This window comes from Aquella oligotrophica (assembly GCF_002892535.1).
GTDB classification, from domain to species: domain Bacteria; phylum Pseudomonadota; class Gammaproteobacteria; order Burkholderiales; family UBA11063; genus Aquella; species Aquella oligotrophica.
This window is the reverse complement of record NZ_CP024847.1, coordinates 2,122,295-2,137,211: the sequence shown is the minus strand read 5'-3', so window position 1 is coordinate 2,137,211 and position 14,917 is coordinate 2,122,295. Positions and strand designations below refer to the sequence as shown.

Genomic DNA, 14,917 nt, shown 5'->3' with positions numbered 1-14,917 from the left:
TTCCACTACCATGTAGTTAATTAATAATCTGTATTATATAACTGATGTTACGCAGCCATGCTGGATCTTTCAAATTTGGCATGCTGCTGTTTAATTAATTCTAATTCCCTAAAAGCGGCCTTGGCTGCATTTAGGAATAACTTGCTCTTTAGAGCAAAATGATTTAGTTTAGTGCTGAATTTGTATCTCTCCAGTTTAGTATAAGAAACAATTGCAGCAAATATGTGTGTACATTGAGTTTTAACAGTTTTTGTCGGTGATTTGGTAATCGAAGTATTCTGTTTAAAACTCTTATGGTATTCCTCGACACTCCATCGTTTTTTATAGATGTTAAGGAAGTCATCACTAGTTAAATTCAGATTGTTAGTAGCAAGGTATCTGATACCAGTTGAGTTGTCTTTGTTTGTAAAGACCTGTTTAATTAAAAGTATCGGTAATTCAACATCTTTTAACCAAATACGTTCTGGCTTGAATGCTTGCAAATCTAATTGACTGATATTTGTCCAGTTAGGTTTATTCCTATCGCCAAAGGTTGCTAGGCGATTGGATTTTAAATCAAATATAAAGTATTTCTTCCTCTGGTGTATGAACTTCATATTTTCAACGGAAGAATACCAGGAATCAGCAAGAACATAACTGAACTTGATCTGATTCTTTAGTGACTGTAATATCTGCTTACGCATTAGCTCATTCTTGGTTATTGGGCTTTTGCATACTTCAGATTTGCTCTTGATCTCACAGTAGCTATCCTTAGCTATGATATCAAAGGCAACAGGTATTTTTAATGGTTGTTCACCATTCTGGCTATAGTAAAAAGTTGTAAGCAGGTTTATACCTTTTACACTTTTACCAGTAGCATGGTCATGATGCCAGCATATAACCTCATTCTCATCAGTATGAGGCTTATGTAAAATGGTGTCATCAAATATTAGGCAACCGTCAATATGTTCATGTGCTCTAACCAGTGATTTAACAGTGTGCCATAAGGCTTTACTGTCAGATTCATGATTAGCTAACATACGGGTTACCTGATCATGGGATACTGCTTTATCCAGTATACTGGATAATCCCGTAGCTGTTGCCAGACCGGGTGTTATTTGTAAATAATCTGTGTAAAGGTCAAAAATATCCATTAGTGATTCGTCTTAATATTTATTTGACTAAATTTTACACAACTTACTAGACTTACTGCGTAACATCAGTTATATAAGAAAAATAAGGGTGATTATCAATGAAACAAGATTTTGAATTACTTTTAACCAAGAAAGCTTGGGAAAATCCCGATTTTGCAGATTTGCTCGCAAGTGATCCTGAAAAAGCGTTAAATCAACTGGGTGTTACTGTGCCTGAGGGAGTTAAGTTAAAAATTATCTTGCAAAAACCTGATACGCTATATTTTACTATACCCCCGTTAATAAGAGTATCATTTCAAAAGAGAAGTTTGTACTGAATCAGATGGATATATGGTCAAGTTCTAGGATGTTTATTTGGTTAGCCGCTGCTAAACAAAAGGTAAAGTTACTACAACTGCGTAGTAGTATATTTTTTAAAGGAGATTGTAATGAGTAATGATTTTGTGGAAGAGCATTTTCAGCGAATTACTTCAGATCTAGAATATCGCAAAAATTTGATAGCTAATCCCAAGGAGGTATTAGGTCAGGAGTATGGTTGTAGTATTGCTAAAAATACAAATATTGAAATAGTTGAACAGGATGAAGACACTATAATCATCATGCTGCCTGCTAAACCTGAATCAGAAGATGATATTTTATCCGAACTGGAGCTTGTAACTGAACAGGTTGTTGACTTGCTATATGTAGATGGAATTGGGGGGTATTTAGTTCCAAATGATGATCAGAAGTGGGAGTTACGAAATATGCGAAAAGCTTGGATTGAAAAATTGGGACTAGACTTAATGAAATTATAGATTTTTAACCCAAAATAACTATTTAGTATAGCGATTAATATCCTAAACGCTCTAATAGCTAAATAATGTTAAAGACAATGCAGATTTATAGCCTTAATGCAGAGTAGATGTTTTTGTAACTATTTGAAGCAGCTATGAGGGTAAGTACTGGATTTTATTAAAATGTCGCATGATGGGACAAGTTGAAAAACTTAAACTAAGTAAAATAATGTTTGTATTAACAGTATCTTAGTCTCATGAAAAATAATATCATCTACTTTTTAGTTCTATTGCTTTTATCTATGACTGCTTGTTCTACTGGTGAGCACTTGCAAGAATCTAATGGCGGTTATCAATTACAAATTAGCCAGACTGCTCCAGTTCCAGTAGTTAATCAAACTGGCACGGATTTTCTTGTGTATATAAGCAACCGTGGGCAGCAAAATGCAGATAATCTAAATATTTCCATAGTGGATTATGGAGAGAATGGAGCTAAAACTAGCAGTTTTAGTTTGGGTAATCCCGAAGAGTGTAAGAGTATCGGTGCAAGAAGCACTTGCACGCTACTAATTAAAGCCTCTGCAAAAATAAAGATGCATTCACTTGCTCTTCTAAAAGTTAGTGGTAATCAGTATAGTATTAGTTATCCTATTGCTGCCTATAAGATTGGTCACAATTCAAACCAGATGGCCAGAGTTTCCTCAGTATCAGAAATTGACACTAGCTCGAAAGGCTCCAAACATTCATTTTTTCTTGTAAATAATATTAATGATAACCTTGAAGTAAAGCTTCCTGCTACTGATCGCTTACCTAGTGGTTATTCTTACAGTTTGGGTATTTGCCCACAACCATTACCTAAGTTTGGTATTTGTCAAATAATCCTTAACCATGATGGATTTGATTCTGAAGATACCTCCGACATCGCTTTTGAACCATCAATAGTTTTCCCCATGATGATATCAGTAATGAATTTGGCTACTGCGAATACAACAGAAATTGAATCATCAACACTATTTATAACTAATACTCCTAAAGCCAATATTATTTTATACTCACCAAATGATTTATACTTTGAAGATAATCTGACAAATAATTATCTGACAATGGGTTATATAGGTAATAGTGGGTTAGCTAGTTTGGAGGTTAAAAAGCTATTACTTGATAATAAAAATCTAGAGATAGTGAGTGATGAGTGTACTAATAAGACTATAGCTCCAGGTCAAACTTGTAAATATACTGTTCAAGCTCGTGAACCTGAACTTCTGGAAAATATCGGTAATTCATTATTATCCGTCTACTATGCCGATAATGGTCAAAATTTGGTAGCTAGTACCCCCATTTATTGGATAAAAGGGGCAGAGTCTCCGACACCTGTTCCCAATATCATTGTAAACAAGGGGGAAGGTATTAACATTCAACAAAGTAGCATGTCTAAAATAATTGTTATTACCAATAATGGAAATACGACACTAACTCAGATTTCTCCATTAAAAGTAACAGTGCCAATTAAGGGGTTATCTTTGGTTAATAATAATTGTAATGGCACTTTGAGAGCCAATGAGAGTTGCAACTATACTTTAAACTATAGGATGGAGCCACCAAGCGTCAATTCTAGTGTTAATCTTGGGATAGATGGTGCAAACTATATTGATAATGTGGGCAAAATACAGAAAGCAGTATTTAATAATCCCGTTAAATTAAATATTAACACAATCTTTGCTGGAGTTATTGTGGCTGCTAATGATAGTGAAAATATTACTCTTGATAAGGGACAGTCTGCTTCTGTTGTACTTAATAATATTGGAAATCATGATGCAACTATTAATAGTATTACAGCTAGCGATAAGAATATCATTATTAATAATAATTGTAATGGAAATATTGGTGCTGGAGCAAGTTGTAATATTAGCCTGTCAGCACAAAATCAGCCGTTATCTGCAATGAATTCCAGTGGTAATGGAATTATTACTGTTAGCTATAATAACAATAACGGAAATAGTCTAAATTTGATTATAAATGTTAGTTCAATTCCTGATAGTAGCCAGCCAGCGTTACAGTTTAAGGTTTCTCCAGCTAACCTAGCTGCGCAAATGGGGCAAATGACCCAAACAATTATACAAATTAAAAATTTAGCGAACATACCTTTATTTAATCTTAGTTCACCAGTTCTTCCTGGATTTGATCTTTTACCATCGCAATATTCTGATGATTGTAAATTTTCCGGTGGAAAAATATTAGAGTTGCAACCTGCACAAAGTTGCAGAATTAGGTTAGCATATAAATCAGCAGTTTCTTCTAACAATCAGATTATAACATCTAAAATAACGGGTAGACTAGAAAATGGTAGCAACTTTAATTCGGGGTTATTTGGGGTTAGTTTAAATGATCTAGACCGACATAACTTAGGGGTAAGTAGAACTAATGTCAATCAAATAGCATCATGGTTAAACTCCAAAGTACAGGATGCTGTGATACTAAGCAATAATGGCAGTTCAAATATAAAATCCATTACATATAGAACTAGTGAATCACAAATAATTGTTAGCGGATGTACTGGTGGCTTAAATATTTCCAGTAGTTGTAGCCTTACAATTAGTGGTAATTATAGCAAAGAAGGAGTTGCGGTTATTGATATCAGCTATATTGATGATGCAGGACTACATATTGCTAATGGAATTACCGTACACTTTAATTATATAAAAAAGCCTGAACTTATTTCTTCTCTTTTTATTGATGCGCCAGATCATATAGCCGTTAATACTGATCGTTCTGCCAGCAAGAGAATAACCCTTATCAATCAATCTACAACTATCAACGGGGCAGATGGTAGTTTATTTATTGATAGGTCAAGCCTTAAACCAGTAAGTGGTTCTGCAAACGTTGATTATAGTTTGAATACGGATGGCATAAAAAAAGAAGATGCTTGTGATTTGCAACAGACTATATTTACGTTATCTGAGGGTGAATCTTGTAGCTATAATTTACAAATTAGTACAAAGGATCAGGAAGTAAGTTTAACTGATAGCCTAAGAATCAAGACTTCTCACTATATATATTCAGGCACGAATAACCCTCTACTTACAAAGTCAAATTTTATAATAACGGCATTGCCATTTATTGTGAACGTAGTTAAACCTTATGCAATACTTAGTATTACTGGAGAATCTATGGTTGGCTTGTCAGGACAAAGAAATATTAATACAACTCTACCATTCATGAGTTTAAAAATTAAAAATATAGGTGAAGCAGCAACCATTGATGGTCTAACGCTAGTAGGAAAGTATGCAAATAATTTTTTCATTCAAAATCAGGATGGTTGTAACTCAATTGCTCCAGATTCAAGTTGTCAATTAAAGTTATTTCTCAAGAATGCGAATGCGCTCAATCCATTTTCTTTAAATAGAGAGTTACTGATTGGCTATAATAGTGGGCGACAAAAATTTATTGCACAAATGTCTTCAGCTAAACAGTTTATTGCTGCTATCAATACAAGTAACCAACCTGACTTAGTTGTTACTGGTAGTATGGCGGGGTGTTCTATTGGTGATGGCTCTACGGAGAATCCATGCTATTTATTTGCTGGAGTAACTGGATTAACGCCAGCAATATTGACGTTGACGTTTACTAATAATGCTTCAGTTTCTGCAACAAATTTTATAATTTCTGCAGATAGTTATCTGCTTCGCAATTATAAGATTATTAATGATTGTAATAATAAAACTATTGCAGCAAATGGTGGATCTTGTAGTATAAAGCTTATTACCTTAACAGCGGGCGCAATGTTTAAAAATTATGATCTTACTGGCGATAATTTATTTAGCTCATTAAGATACAGCTACAAATATGATAACTCACAATCTGCAAATGGATTTGTGCCGTTAGATTATCATGTTAGTATGTCTGCTCCATTAATTTCATTTAATAGCCTCAGTGAAAATAGTCTATTATTTGTGGGGATTCCAAACCAGAATCTAGTTACGATAAGTAATTATCTTGTAACAGACGAAGAGGTTTTACCTAAGGTAACAATCTTACCTGATTCAGGAAATTTCAATGTTGGGGTTAATGATATTATCCATACCAAAACTGGGTTAATTGCCAACTTGATGATAACTCCTGATATAAACACTCCCATTGGAGTTTATACTCTGCATTTTAGTTTTAATGGCTTGAGTGCTGAGACCAAGTTCTTTGTTCAGTCACAGCTGCAAAATAACGTTATGCCTGAGCTAATTGAGCCAACTATTGCTACGATTCAAGATAATAACTCTTATCAAGATTGCGGTGATGCTGAGGTACACTGGCAAAACATGAACTGGCGTAATGATAGTAATGCTGTTTGTATTAACTGGAATAAAATTCTTGGTGGTTATGTTGGTTTTTTAAGTAATTCCTCATATTAGGCTGAGAGCCTTTATCCTAAAGCCTAGCTATGGCAATAGTTTTGTTATTTGAATTGGGCTTAGTAAAAGAGGTCATTTATGAAGTTGGAGATAAAAATTAGAATTATTGTAACAGTCTTGTGTTTTTTATTTTGTAAGCTAGCGTTTGCAATAAATACCATTAAAACTGAATCGATGATACAAAATTGCCGCTGTTTGCCAAGTGAACCATGCTGGCCTGATGCCAAGGCTTGGACAGATTTAGCCTCCAGACTAGATGGCAAATTAATTAAGCCCCAGTCATTAACCAAACCTTGTGATAATAACTTCAATAGTAAAGAATGTCAGGAGCAGCTGCTAAAGATAAAAAATCCATTTTATGTTCAATCACAATCTGGAGGCACACAATCTCAAGGCTGGCTTAATGGTTGGCAGAGTGCTCCCAGTGTGTATGCTGTAGAAGCGCATTCTGCTAAAGATATTGCTTTGGCTGTCAGCTTTGCACGTAAATATAATCTGCGACTGGTCATCAAAGGTGGCGGGCATGATTATCTTGGTCGTTCTTCAGCGCCCGACTCATTACTAGTTTGGACTCATGCCATGCGTGATGTGAACTATCTTCCTTCATTTGTTCCATCTGGTGCTTCTGATGATAAATCTCCTGTTGCTGCTGTTTCTGTTGCAGCTGGTGCACGCTGGTTGGATGTTTACTCAGTTGTTACAACTAAAGAACATAAGTATGTTCAGGGTGGAGGCTGTGCTAGTGTCGGTGCTGCGGGTGGTTTTATTCAGGGTGGCGGTTTTGGGAGCTTCTCTAAGGAATTTGGTACTGGTGCAGCAGGAGTATTACAAGCAGAGGTCGTTACTGCTGATGGTAAGATTTTGATCGCAAACGAGTATCAGAATCAGGATCTTTTCTGGGCTATTCGCGGTGGCGGAGGTGGAACTTATGGAGTTGTAACTAAATTAGTACTCAAGGTTCATGATCTACCTAAAAATTTTGGTGTATATAAAGAGACGGTTAGTGCGATTAATGATAAGGCTTATAAAGAGTTAATTAAGAAATTTTTGGTTTTTTATAATAGCAGTCTAAATAATCAGAATTGGGGTGAGCAATTTGCCTTTAATAGTAAAAATCAGCTTAATGTTTTTATGGTTTATCAGGGAATAAGTGGGAACAAAGCGAATACTATCTGGGAATCATTTAATCAATGGCTAACTGATAATAATCAGAAATATAAGTTTGATAAAGAAGCGTTCGAGATCCCTGCTGCTAGTATGTGGGATTATGATTACTGGCATAAAAACTATCCTCAATTTGTCAAATTAAATACTAGACCAGAAGCTGGAAAAGATGAATACTGGTGGGCATCAAATACAGCTGAAGCCTCAATGTATATTTATACTTATCAATCATGGTGGCTGCCCGAATGGCTACTTATGAATCAAGGAAGTCTTGATAAATTAACGGATACGTTTTTTAGTGCCTCGCGAGTAGAAACTGTTTCTGTTCATATAAATAAAGGCTTAGCTGGTGCAGATCCTGCTGCTATTAAAGCTGTTGGAGAAACTTCGACTAATCCGCAAGTATTAAATGCTGCTGGATTAGTAATAATGGCTGCGGGTAGTGAAAAATATGTTAGTAAAGATAAGATTTCTAAAGATCAAAAAATCTTAAAACATGTTGCACAAATTTCTGTAGCTATGAATGATTTTAGAAAATTAGCACCAAATAGTGGGACTTATGTAAATGAGGCTGATTTTTTTCAGCAAAACTGGCAAAATGACTTTTGGGGCAGTAATTATCAGCGCTTATCGAAGATAAAACAGAAATATGATCCTGCTGGCTTATTCTACTGCCATCATTGTGTAGGTAGCGAACTTTGGAGTGAGTCAGGGATGTGTAGAAAGTGATTGAATCTAGTTAATACTTTCAAGTTGGCAATATTAATAAAAAGACGTTGTGGGTAAAATTGCCCACAGTGTCTTTGTTTAGTTGAGTTAATTTTCAAGACCAATGAAGCTATCCCATTGGAATTTAATTATCAGCTGACTAATGTTTAATTTGATCGTTCTGATGCCATTTATGGTATTTATGATTGATTGCTAAATTTAATACGTCTATATCTTCTTCAATTCTTCGTAAAATTTCTGTCGGATGATTATTACTTTTCTGTATGTCAATAAGTAGTTCTTGCTGAAAATTAATCAATTCCTTTATCGCTGATAATAATAATTGCTCTTCTTCACGGGTATTATCATCTTGTGAAGTCCGAAATTTGAGTTCATCCGCAACTTTTTTCTTGAGTTCTTTTAGCGTGTTCGGGGGGTAGTTATCATTCATTTCATTTTCAATATAACTGATACTTTTATTTAAAATATCATGTCTAAGCTCTTTTTCTGTATTTATACTAGCACTTAAGTCGTGTTTTATCCTGAATTTTTTTATAATCAACGGCAGAGTTAAGCCGTGTAATAAGAGAGTAACAGTTATAACCGTGAAAGCAATTAGAATTATTTCGTTTCGATAGGGAAATGCTGAGCCATTTGTGATGCTTAATGGCAATGCCAGTGCGATAGCCAGTGATACCATTCCGCGCATTCCTGCCCATGACAAGACAAAAATTTGCTTGATGGCATTTTTATCAATGATGATTTTCTCATGGTTTTTTTTGTTGTAATGATAAATGTTAATGAGTGCCATCGGAAAAATCCAGATAATTCGGGCAAAAATTACTACTAAACTGATGATAATTCCATCAACTATTAGTAAAAAGAGCTGGTGATTATTAAACTCTTTTACTAGACTCGGTAGTTGCAATCCAATCAGTATAAATATCATACCATTTAGGATAAAGGTGACGACATCCCAGAATTCTTTCATTTTAAATCTAGTTTGGAAGTTGATTAACGAAAAGGAATACCAAGATAGATATAATCCAGAACTGACAACTGCCAGAACTCCAGAGATATGTAACTCTTCGGCAACTATATAAATAACCATTGGGAATAGTAATGAGATTACGGTAATTGTCGTTGGGTCTTTTATTTTTCGAAGGATCTTGGTCAGTACTATGGCAAATATAAGTCCGAGTAAGACCCCACCCCCAGATATGACAATAAAACTTAATGGTAAATGGATTAATGAAACTTTTCCACTTAAAAGAGCAAGAAGAGTAAACTGGTATAAAATTAATGAAGATGCATCATTAACTAGGCTTTCGCCTTCCAATATGGTTATAATATGTTTGGGAATGTTTAATCCTTTAGTCGCACTAGTTGCAGCAACCGCATCTGGTGGAGCAACAATTGCTCCAAGAAGTAATCCTGCCATTATTGACATGTCCGGGATTAGATAAGTTGAAATTCCGGCAACACATAATGCCGTAAAAATGACTAATCCAATTGCTAGGGTTAGAATGGTTTTTCTAAACTCCCTAAACTCTTGCCATGATACATTATGTGCTGCCTCAAAGAGAAGTGGTGGCAAAAAAATCAGAAAGACTACTTCAGGGTCAACTTCGATCAAAGCACGATTTGAAAAAAGACCGATTAAAAGCCCTGTAAGAGTGAGAACTATTGGTAAAGGCAATTTTATTCTTATCGCGAGGAGGTTCACCGCAATAATGACTGACATTAATAGAAATAATACTTCCAGCTGATGCATAACAATTAACTATCCAGATACATAAATGCAACATTATATTATATCTTGGGTACTTTTTTATTTTCCATTTACAGATAATTGGATGATTGAGCTAACTTAATAAAAGCTTAAATCAGTACTTATGTTAAAATATTTCAGTCTGTTTAATTGAGGGGGTTATGATGAAAAAATTGTTGGTTATTATGTCGATACTGGCTTTTGGAGTTTATGCAAATGAGACTATCACTATTGCAGCGACTAAATATCCACATGCCCAAATTCTTGAAGAAATAAAACCAGATCTGGCAAAGCAGGGCTATGATTTAAAGATTATTGAATATAGCAATTATAAAGATCCTGGGATTGTTACTGAACGTGGAGCACCTAAAGCCCAGTCGCCTAATGATGTTGTTTATAAAGGCAAGATTGATGCTAATTTTTTCCAGCACCAGCCATACCTTGATGCATTTAATAAAGGCAAGAAAAAACCATTGGTACCAATCGCAAAAGTATTATTTGCTCCACTCGGTATTTATGCAAATAAGGATACCCAGCGTAAATTTATTGATTCAAAAAACATTAATGATTTAAGTAATCCGGTTATTGGTATTCCATCAGATCCAACCAATAATGCCAGAGCATTGAAGTTTCTTGATGCAGCAGGTGTGATTGTTCTGAAAATGAGTAAGAAACCCGCTACGGTTAAAGATATTATCAGTAATCCACATGAGGCAAAAATTGTGGCAATCGATCCGTCAGTATTACCAAAATTACTGAAAGAGGACAAGATTGATCTTGCTGTGATAAATGCTGGGTTCGCGCTTAAAAATGGTCTTAGTCTGGAGCATGATGCAGTTATTCTCGAGAAGCAAAATGATGTCTATTCAAACATAGTTGCAGTTCGTCCGGATGAAGTAGATGAGCCTAAAATAAAAGCTCTGGCAAAAGCAATTAACTCACCGCAGGTAAGAGATTATATTGAAAAAGAATATCAGGGGGCTTTGATTCCTTCTTTTTAAGTGTAATTTTTATTAATAACGCAGCTATTTAGACTGCGTTATTTTTTTGCGTATCCGAAACTATGAAAAAACTGCTGCTCTTACTTTTATTTAATGGTATTGTCTTAGATGCTTATGCGGTTAACGCACTTTCTGAGTCCGCTACTCTTCGTGCCGAATCTACTGCAATTATTGGAAACAATATCATGGAATGTACCCGTGATGTAAACGATGTGTGTATTTCGGAAGCATATCATGATGATTATATTAATGTAAATAATTACCCGATGAATCCATATAATCATTCGCCAAGTGGCGGTGGTACACAAAAAATAACTGAAAGCGATATTGCGAATAAAGGGCTGTGGGAGCAGTTTTTTACCAATGGTACCTATAATGTGGTCGGGCTTGCTGCGTGGTCAGTGCTAAATGTACCAAATAATAATTATGCTTATGGGACGAATATTTTTGCTCAGTCCGGGCATGTTAATGGCTTTGCAGTTGGGGGGATGCTGGAAATTGTCAATCCATTCTTACAACCGGGTTATCGTTATCTTTCTGGGAATATTCCGTATAGCTTACTGCCTATCGGGCAGGTTACCACTATGTCCGAACTTTATCTTGAATATCAGCTACCAAATCATGTTCAGGTTGATGCTGGCTGGATACTACTTGAGACACCATGGATGAATTCATATGATGATGCAATGCTAGTATCGGCACCATTCCAAGGAGTAGTGACTAATTATCAAATGACACCTAATTGGCGACTAATCGGGATTGCAACTAATGGCTATCAGGAAATGGGCGATCAGTACTTTAACCAACTAACCATGTACAACAAAGGGTTTAATGGTAATGGTTGGGTTTTATCAGACAACTATATCAGTAATGGTTCGTATGCTATAGGTAGTGTTTTTAAACCTTCGAAAGATTATGAGCTAAATCTGTGGGGCTATAGCTTTAGTGGCTATGCCAATACTCTTTATGCTGATGCTAATTATGTCTATCATCTGGATACGGTAAATCGCTTTGATTTCGGTGCGCAGATTGGGAACCAGAATACTTGGGGAATGCAGTCAAATAATATGCAGCAAGCTGGCTATGGCGCACCAGATAGTTACCTGGCTGGTGTCAAATTTGCTTATGGCTTTAGCGACTGGTTTAATGTTGAATTATCTTACGATGGCATGTTTGGTCCGGATAATTCATTTTACCAAGGTGGATTTGTTTCGCCATATACCTATACGATAGTAAATGATCCACTCTATACTTCCGGGCTTGGTGCCGGGATGATAGAGCAGGGGGCTGGTAATTCATGGCGAATTGGCAATACCTATAAACTAATGGGTGATGATTTGAAGATGGAGATTGCCTATGAGCAATTCATGACTGCAAATCCATTAAACGAATGGGATCTGGATATAAAATATAAGCCACATTTGAATGGTCTAAAAGGTCTGATTATCCACTGGGAAGCGGATTATGCTACCGCTCCGACTTGGGATGTAACTAATGGCGGCAATTTTTTCTTTATGGAGACGATGGTTTCATATAGTTATTAACCAGAAAAATTCTTATTAAAAGAGTAGTTGCTGCTTAATTGGTGCAAAACTAGTTCGATGAATCCCATGAATTATGCCGTGTTGCTCTATTGCTTGTAAATGTTCTTTAGTTCCATAACCTTTGTGTTTGGCAAAGCCGTATTGTGGGTACTCTTTATCTAATTCAATAAGCTGCCTATCGCGAGTTACCTTAGCTAAGATTGATGCTGCGGATATTTCAGCAATCAGCGCGTCACCTCCAATTATAGCTTCACATACTACATCTGATTTTGGTATTTTATTGCCATCTATCATTGCTTTATCTGGTTTTATTGTTAACTTGTCAATTGCCCTTGACATAGCAAGCAAACTGGCTTGAAGAATATTTATCGAATCAATCTCGGCGACACTAGCTTCTGCAATAGCATAGCATTTAGCATGTGTAATTATTTGCTGGTATAGATATTCCCGTTTAGTTTCTGATAGTTTTTTGGAGTCATTTAGTCCTATAATTGGATGGCTTGGATCTAAAATTACTGCTGCTGCGACTACATTGCCAGCTAATGGACCGCGCCCAGCTTCATCAACACCACAAATAATCATTTTATTTACTTTCATTTATTAGATACTTATATTACTCAGGGAAAAGATTTTGGACAAAGTTTGAGAATACTGCAACTTTTGCATTTTCCTCATCTTTATGCCTTGTTAGGTAAAATTTGGTAGGATCCATTTGATAATCAGTCAGTACCCTGATCAGGCGCCCTTCCTTCACTTCTTTTTCATAGGCAAAAGCACAACCAATACCAATTACTTCATGAGAGTAGAGCATATATTTTGATTGTTCTGCTTGATTTGTGGTGTATCTTATTGGAACTTCAAATATAGTTGATTTGCCCGTTTTAGTATTTATTACTTCAACGTTATGAATGGCTTTACCACTATAATCAATTCCAATAAAATAAGATTGTCCACTAAGATCTTCTAATGTATCTATTTTGCCGTGGCGTTTTATGTATTCTGGGGTGCAATATGCACCTATTTCAGCTGTAAATAAGAGCTTAACTTTTTGATCGGGGAATCGGGGAAGATGGTTAACAATTGCAATATCAAATCCATCACGTAACAAATCTAATTCGCGGTTTTGATAGATTAGCGTCAAATTAATCTCAGGGTAGGCTTTAATAAAGTTTGGTATCTGAGGGGAAATAAACTCTTCACCAAAAGACAATGGTAAGGAAACTTTGAGTGAGCCACGTAAAATTGACTTTGCTTTTAAAATTGCCTGAATTTCCTGTTCAAACTCCTGATGTCTTGCCAGTGAACGTTCATAGATTAACGTTCCGATCTCTGTGAGTTCAATTCTTTGAGTGTTTCTTTTTAGCAAAAGTACACCAAGTTTTTGCTCTAATGTTGTAATTCTACGACTGATTGTTGATTGTGATAAATGAAGTATTTTGGCTGCGGCACTGAAGCTACCCCAATTAACCACCTTGCTGAAGAGAATAAGGTCATCATAGGCTAGATCCCCCATTATCAATCCTTTGCGCTAATTATTTCTGTTAATTAACTAGATTTTTTCTAAGTAATCTAGTTGTCGATAGTACAAAGTTGCATAGGGCTTATGCGGTTTTGTCTATTCCATTATAGCTGTGAGTATACTACAATTTGTCATTAAACTAAAAAATAAGCATAACTAGTATCCGTAAATTTTAGCATAGTATGGTTAAATAATTTTTATGTCTGTTTATGCACAATAAATTGTGCCAAAATGTCTATTGTTTATTGGAGTCGAATTAGATAATATACTGGCTTAGTAATAATAACACTGCAAAGTTTAAAATGACCGATATTAATATTCAAATAGAGCAGCGAATATCTGAAGGGTTACGCGGTGATTTGACTGATGTCGGCTTTACGATTCAGGATAAGCCATATCACCCACTAATCCGGGGTGGTTTAAATTGCTCGGTCGATGCTAATTATGTAGTAAGCTGTGTCGGTCAGGCAAATCTGGCGACACTGGCTAATGGTGCATATCGAATTATTGTCTATACCAATGAAAAACCGGGTAAAGAAGCATTAGCCTGTGATTACTTTGAGTATGATAAAAACTCTAATCAACTTAACCTAGATATTAGTCCAAGTTCGTCAGGCGAATGTATTTTGTCGCAGCTAGAAGCAGATACTGGTTTAAGTGAGTCAGAAATTACCAGACGAGTAAAGCATATTCTTAATGCGGATGAGACTAGTAATGACGAGATTGATCTTGAAACTACACTACACGATTTATTTGTCTATTTTAATGGTAAAACTAGAGAAGACTGGGATAAATCATGGAATTATCTAGTTAGCGCAATTAAAAATAATACCCCATTGCCCAAGAAGCATAAATCAACAATAGATGGTGCCGGGCGTGGATTTTAATTATAAATCATGTC

The 14,917-nt window shown here is 35.6% G+C and carries 11 protein-coding genes; 7 read left to right on the top strand and 4 right to left on the bottom strand.

Features of this window, described 5'->3' with window-relative positions; genetic code table 11:
* Positions 1-47: 47 nt before the first annotated feature.
* Positions 48-1,133 (bottom strand): IS701 family transposase, encoded by a 1,086-nt coding sequence (locus tag CUN60_RS09775; protein WP_102951861.1) that lies wholly within the window; start codon positions 1,131-1,133, stop codon positions 48-50.
* A 98-nt stretch (positions 1,134-1,231) separates the two neighbouring features.
* Between CUN60_RS09775 and CUN60_RS13115 the strand changes: the two genes are divergently transcribed.
* The 4 genes from CUN60_RS13115 (at position 1,232) to CUN60_RS09755 (ending at position 8,202) form a co-directional block, all read left to right on the top strand.
* A complete protein-coding gene (locus CUN60_RS13115) occupies positions 1,232-1,450 on the top strand; it encodes a hypothetical protein (protein WP_222593257.1) in 219 nt (72 codons plus the stop codon).
* Between the two features lie 111 nt (positions 1,451-1,561).
* On the top strand, positions 1,562-1,927 hold the full coding sequence (locus tag CUN60_RS09765; RefSeq protein WP_102951860.1) for a nitrile hydratase subunit alpha: 366 nt from the start codon (positions 1,562-1,564) through the stop codon (positions 1,925-1,927).
* Positions 1,928-2,163: 236 nt separating this feature from the next.
* Positions 2,164-6,309, top strand: a complete 4,146-nt coding sequence (locus CUN60_RS09760) for a hypothetical protein (RefSeq protein WP_158649377.1) — start codon at positions 2,164-2,166, stop codon at positions 6,307-6,309.
* Between the two features lie 78 nt (positions 6,310-6,387).
* Complete coding sequence (locus tag CUN60_RS09755; protein WP_102951858.1) at positions 6,388-8,202, top strand: FAD-binding protein; 1,815 nt, start codon at positions 6,388-6,390, stop codon at positions 8,200-8,202.
* A gap of 139 nt (positions 8,203-8,341) precedes the next feature.
* Here the strand turns inward: CUN60_RS09755 and CUN60_RS09750 are convergent, their stop codons facing one another.
* Positions 8,342-9,955 (bottom strand): Na+/H+ antiporter, encoded by a 1,614-nt coding sequence (locus CUN60_RS09750; protein ID WP_102951857.1) that lies wholly within the window; start codon positions 9,953-9,955, stop codon positions 8,342-8,344.
* A gap of 158 nt (positions 9,956-10,113) precedes the next feature.
* On the opposite strand from CUN60_RS09750, the gene CUN60_RS09745 reads away from it, so the two are divergent.
* The gene (locus tag CUN60_RS09745; RefSeq protein ID WP_102951856.1) at positions 10,114-10,953 is read left to right on the top strand and encodes a MetQ/NlpA family ABC transporter substrate-binding protein; all 840 of its coding nucleotides are present in this window, start codon (positions 10,114-10,116) and stop codon (positions 10,951-10,953) included.
* 62 nt (positions 10,954-11,015) lie between these two features.
* Complete coding sequence (locus CUN60_RS09740; RefSeq protein WP_102951855.1) at positions 11,016-12,497, top strand: hypothetical protein; 1,482 nt, start codon at positions 11,016-11,018, stop codon at positions 12,495-12,497.
* Between the two features lie 15 nt (positions 12,498-12,512).
* On the opposite strand, the gene rnhB is transcribed toward CUN60_RS09740, so the two are convergent.
* Both rnhB and CUN60_RS09730 read right to left on the bottom strand, forming a co-directional pair.
* Entirely contained in the window at positions 12,513-13,094 is a 582-nt protein-coding gene (gene rnhB, locus CUN60_RS09735) for a ribonuclease HII (protein ID WP_222593256.1), read from the bottom strand.
* Positions 13,095-13,110: 16 nt separating this feature from the next.
* Complete coding sequence (locus CUN60_RS09730; protein ID WP_102951854.1) at positions 13,111-14,010, bottom strand: LysR family transcriptional regulator; 900 nt, start codon at positions 14,008-14,010, stop codon at positions 13,111-13,113.
* A gap of 308 nt (positions 14,011-14,318) precedes the next feature.
* Between CUN60_RS09730 and CUN60_RS09725 the strand changes: the two genes are divergently transcribed.
* Complete coding sequence (locus tag CUN60_RS09725) at positions 14,319-14,903, top strand: hypothetical protein (RefSeq protein ID WP_102951853.1); 585 nt, start codon at positions 14,319-14,321, stop codon at positions 14,901-14,903.
* The last annotated feature ends 14 nt before the right edge of the window (positions 14,904-14,917 follow it).

What these genes read in the sequence shown, in the direction of transcription:
- CUN60_RS09775 (WP_102951861.1), bottom strand. Translation starts at nt 1,133, where the DNA reads ATGGATATTTTTGACCTTTACACAGATTATTTACAAATAACACCCGGT.
- CUN60_RS13115 (WP_222593257.1), top strand. Translation starts at nt 1,232, where the DNA reads ATGAAACAAGATTTTGAATTACTTTTAACCAAGAAAGCTTGGGAAAAT.
- CUN60_RS09765 (WP_102951860.1), top strand. Translation starts at nt 1,562, where the DNA reads ATGAGTAATGATTTTGTGGAAGAGCATTTTCAGCGAATTACTTCAGAT.
- CUN60_RS09760 (WP_158649377.1), top strand. Translation starts at nt 2,164, where the DNA reads ATGAAAAATAATATCATCTACTTTTTAGTTCTATTGCTTTTATCTATG.
- CUN60_RS09755 (WP_102951858.1), top strand. Translation starts at nt 6,388, where the DNA reads ATGAAGTTGGAGATAAAAATTAGAATTATTGTAACAGTCTTGTGTTTT.
- CUN60_RS09750 (WP_102951857.1), bottom strand. Translation starts at nt 9,955, where the DNA reads ATGCATCAGCTGGAAGTATTATTTCTATTAATGTCAGTCATTATTGCG.
- CUN60_RS09745 (WP_102951856.1), top strand. Translation starts at nt 10,114, where the DNA reads ATGATGAAAAAATTGTTGGTTATTATGTCGATACTGGCTTTTGGAGTT.
- CUN60_RS09740 (WP_102951855.1), top strand. Translation starts at nt 11,016, where the DNA reads ATGAAAAAACTGCTGCTCTTACTTTTATTTAATGGTATTGTCTTAGAT.
- rnhB (WP_222593256.1), bottom strand. Translation starts at nt 13,094, where the DNA reads ATGAAAGTAAATAAAATGATTATTTGTGGTGTTGATGAAGCTGGGCGC.
- CUN60_RS09730 (WP_102951854.1), bottom strand. Translation starts at nt 14,010, where the DNA reads ATGGGGGATCTAGCCTATGATGACCTTATTCTCTTCAGCAAGGTGGTT.
- CUN60_RS09725 (WP_102951853.1), top strand. Translation starts at nt 14,319, where the DNA reads ATGACCGATATTAATATTCAAATAGAGCAGCGAATATCTGAAGGGTTA.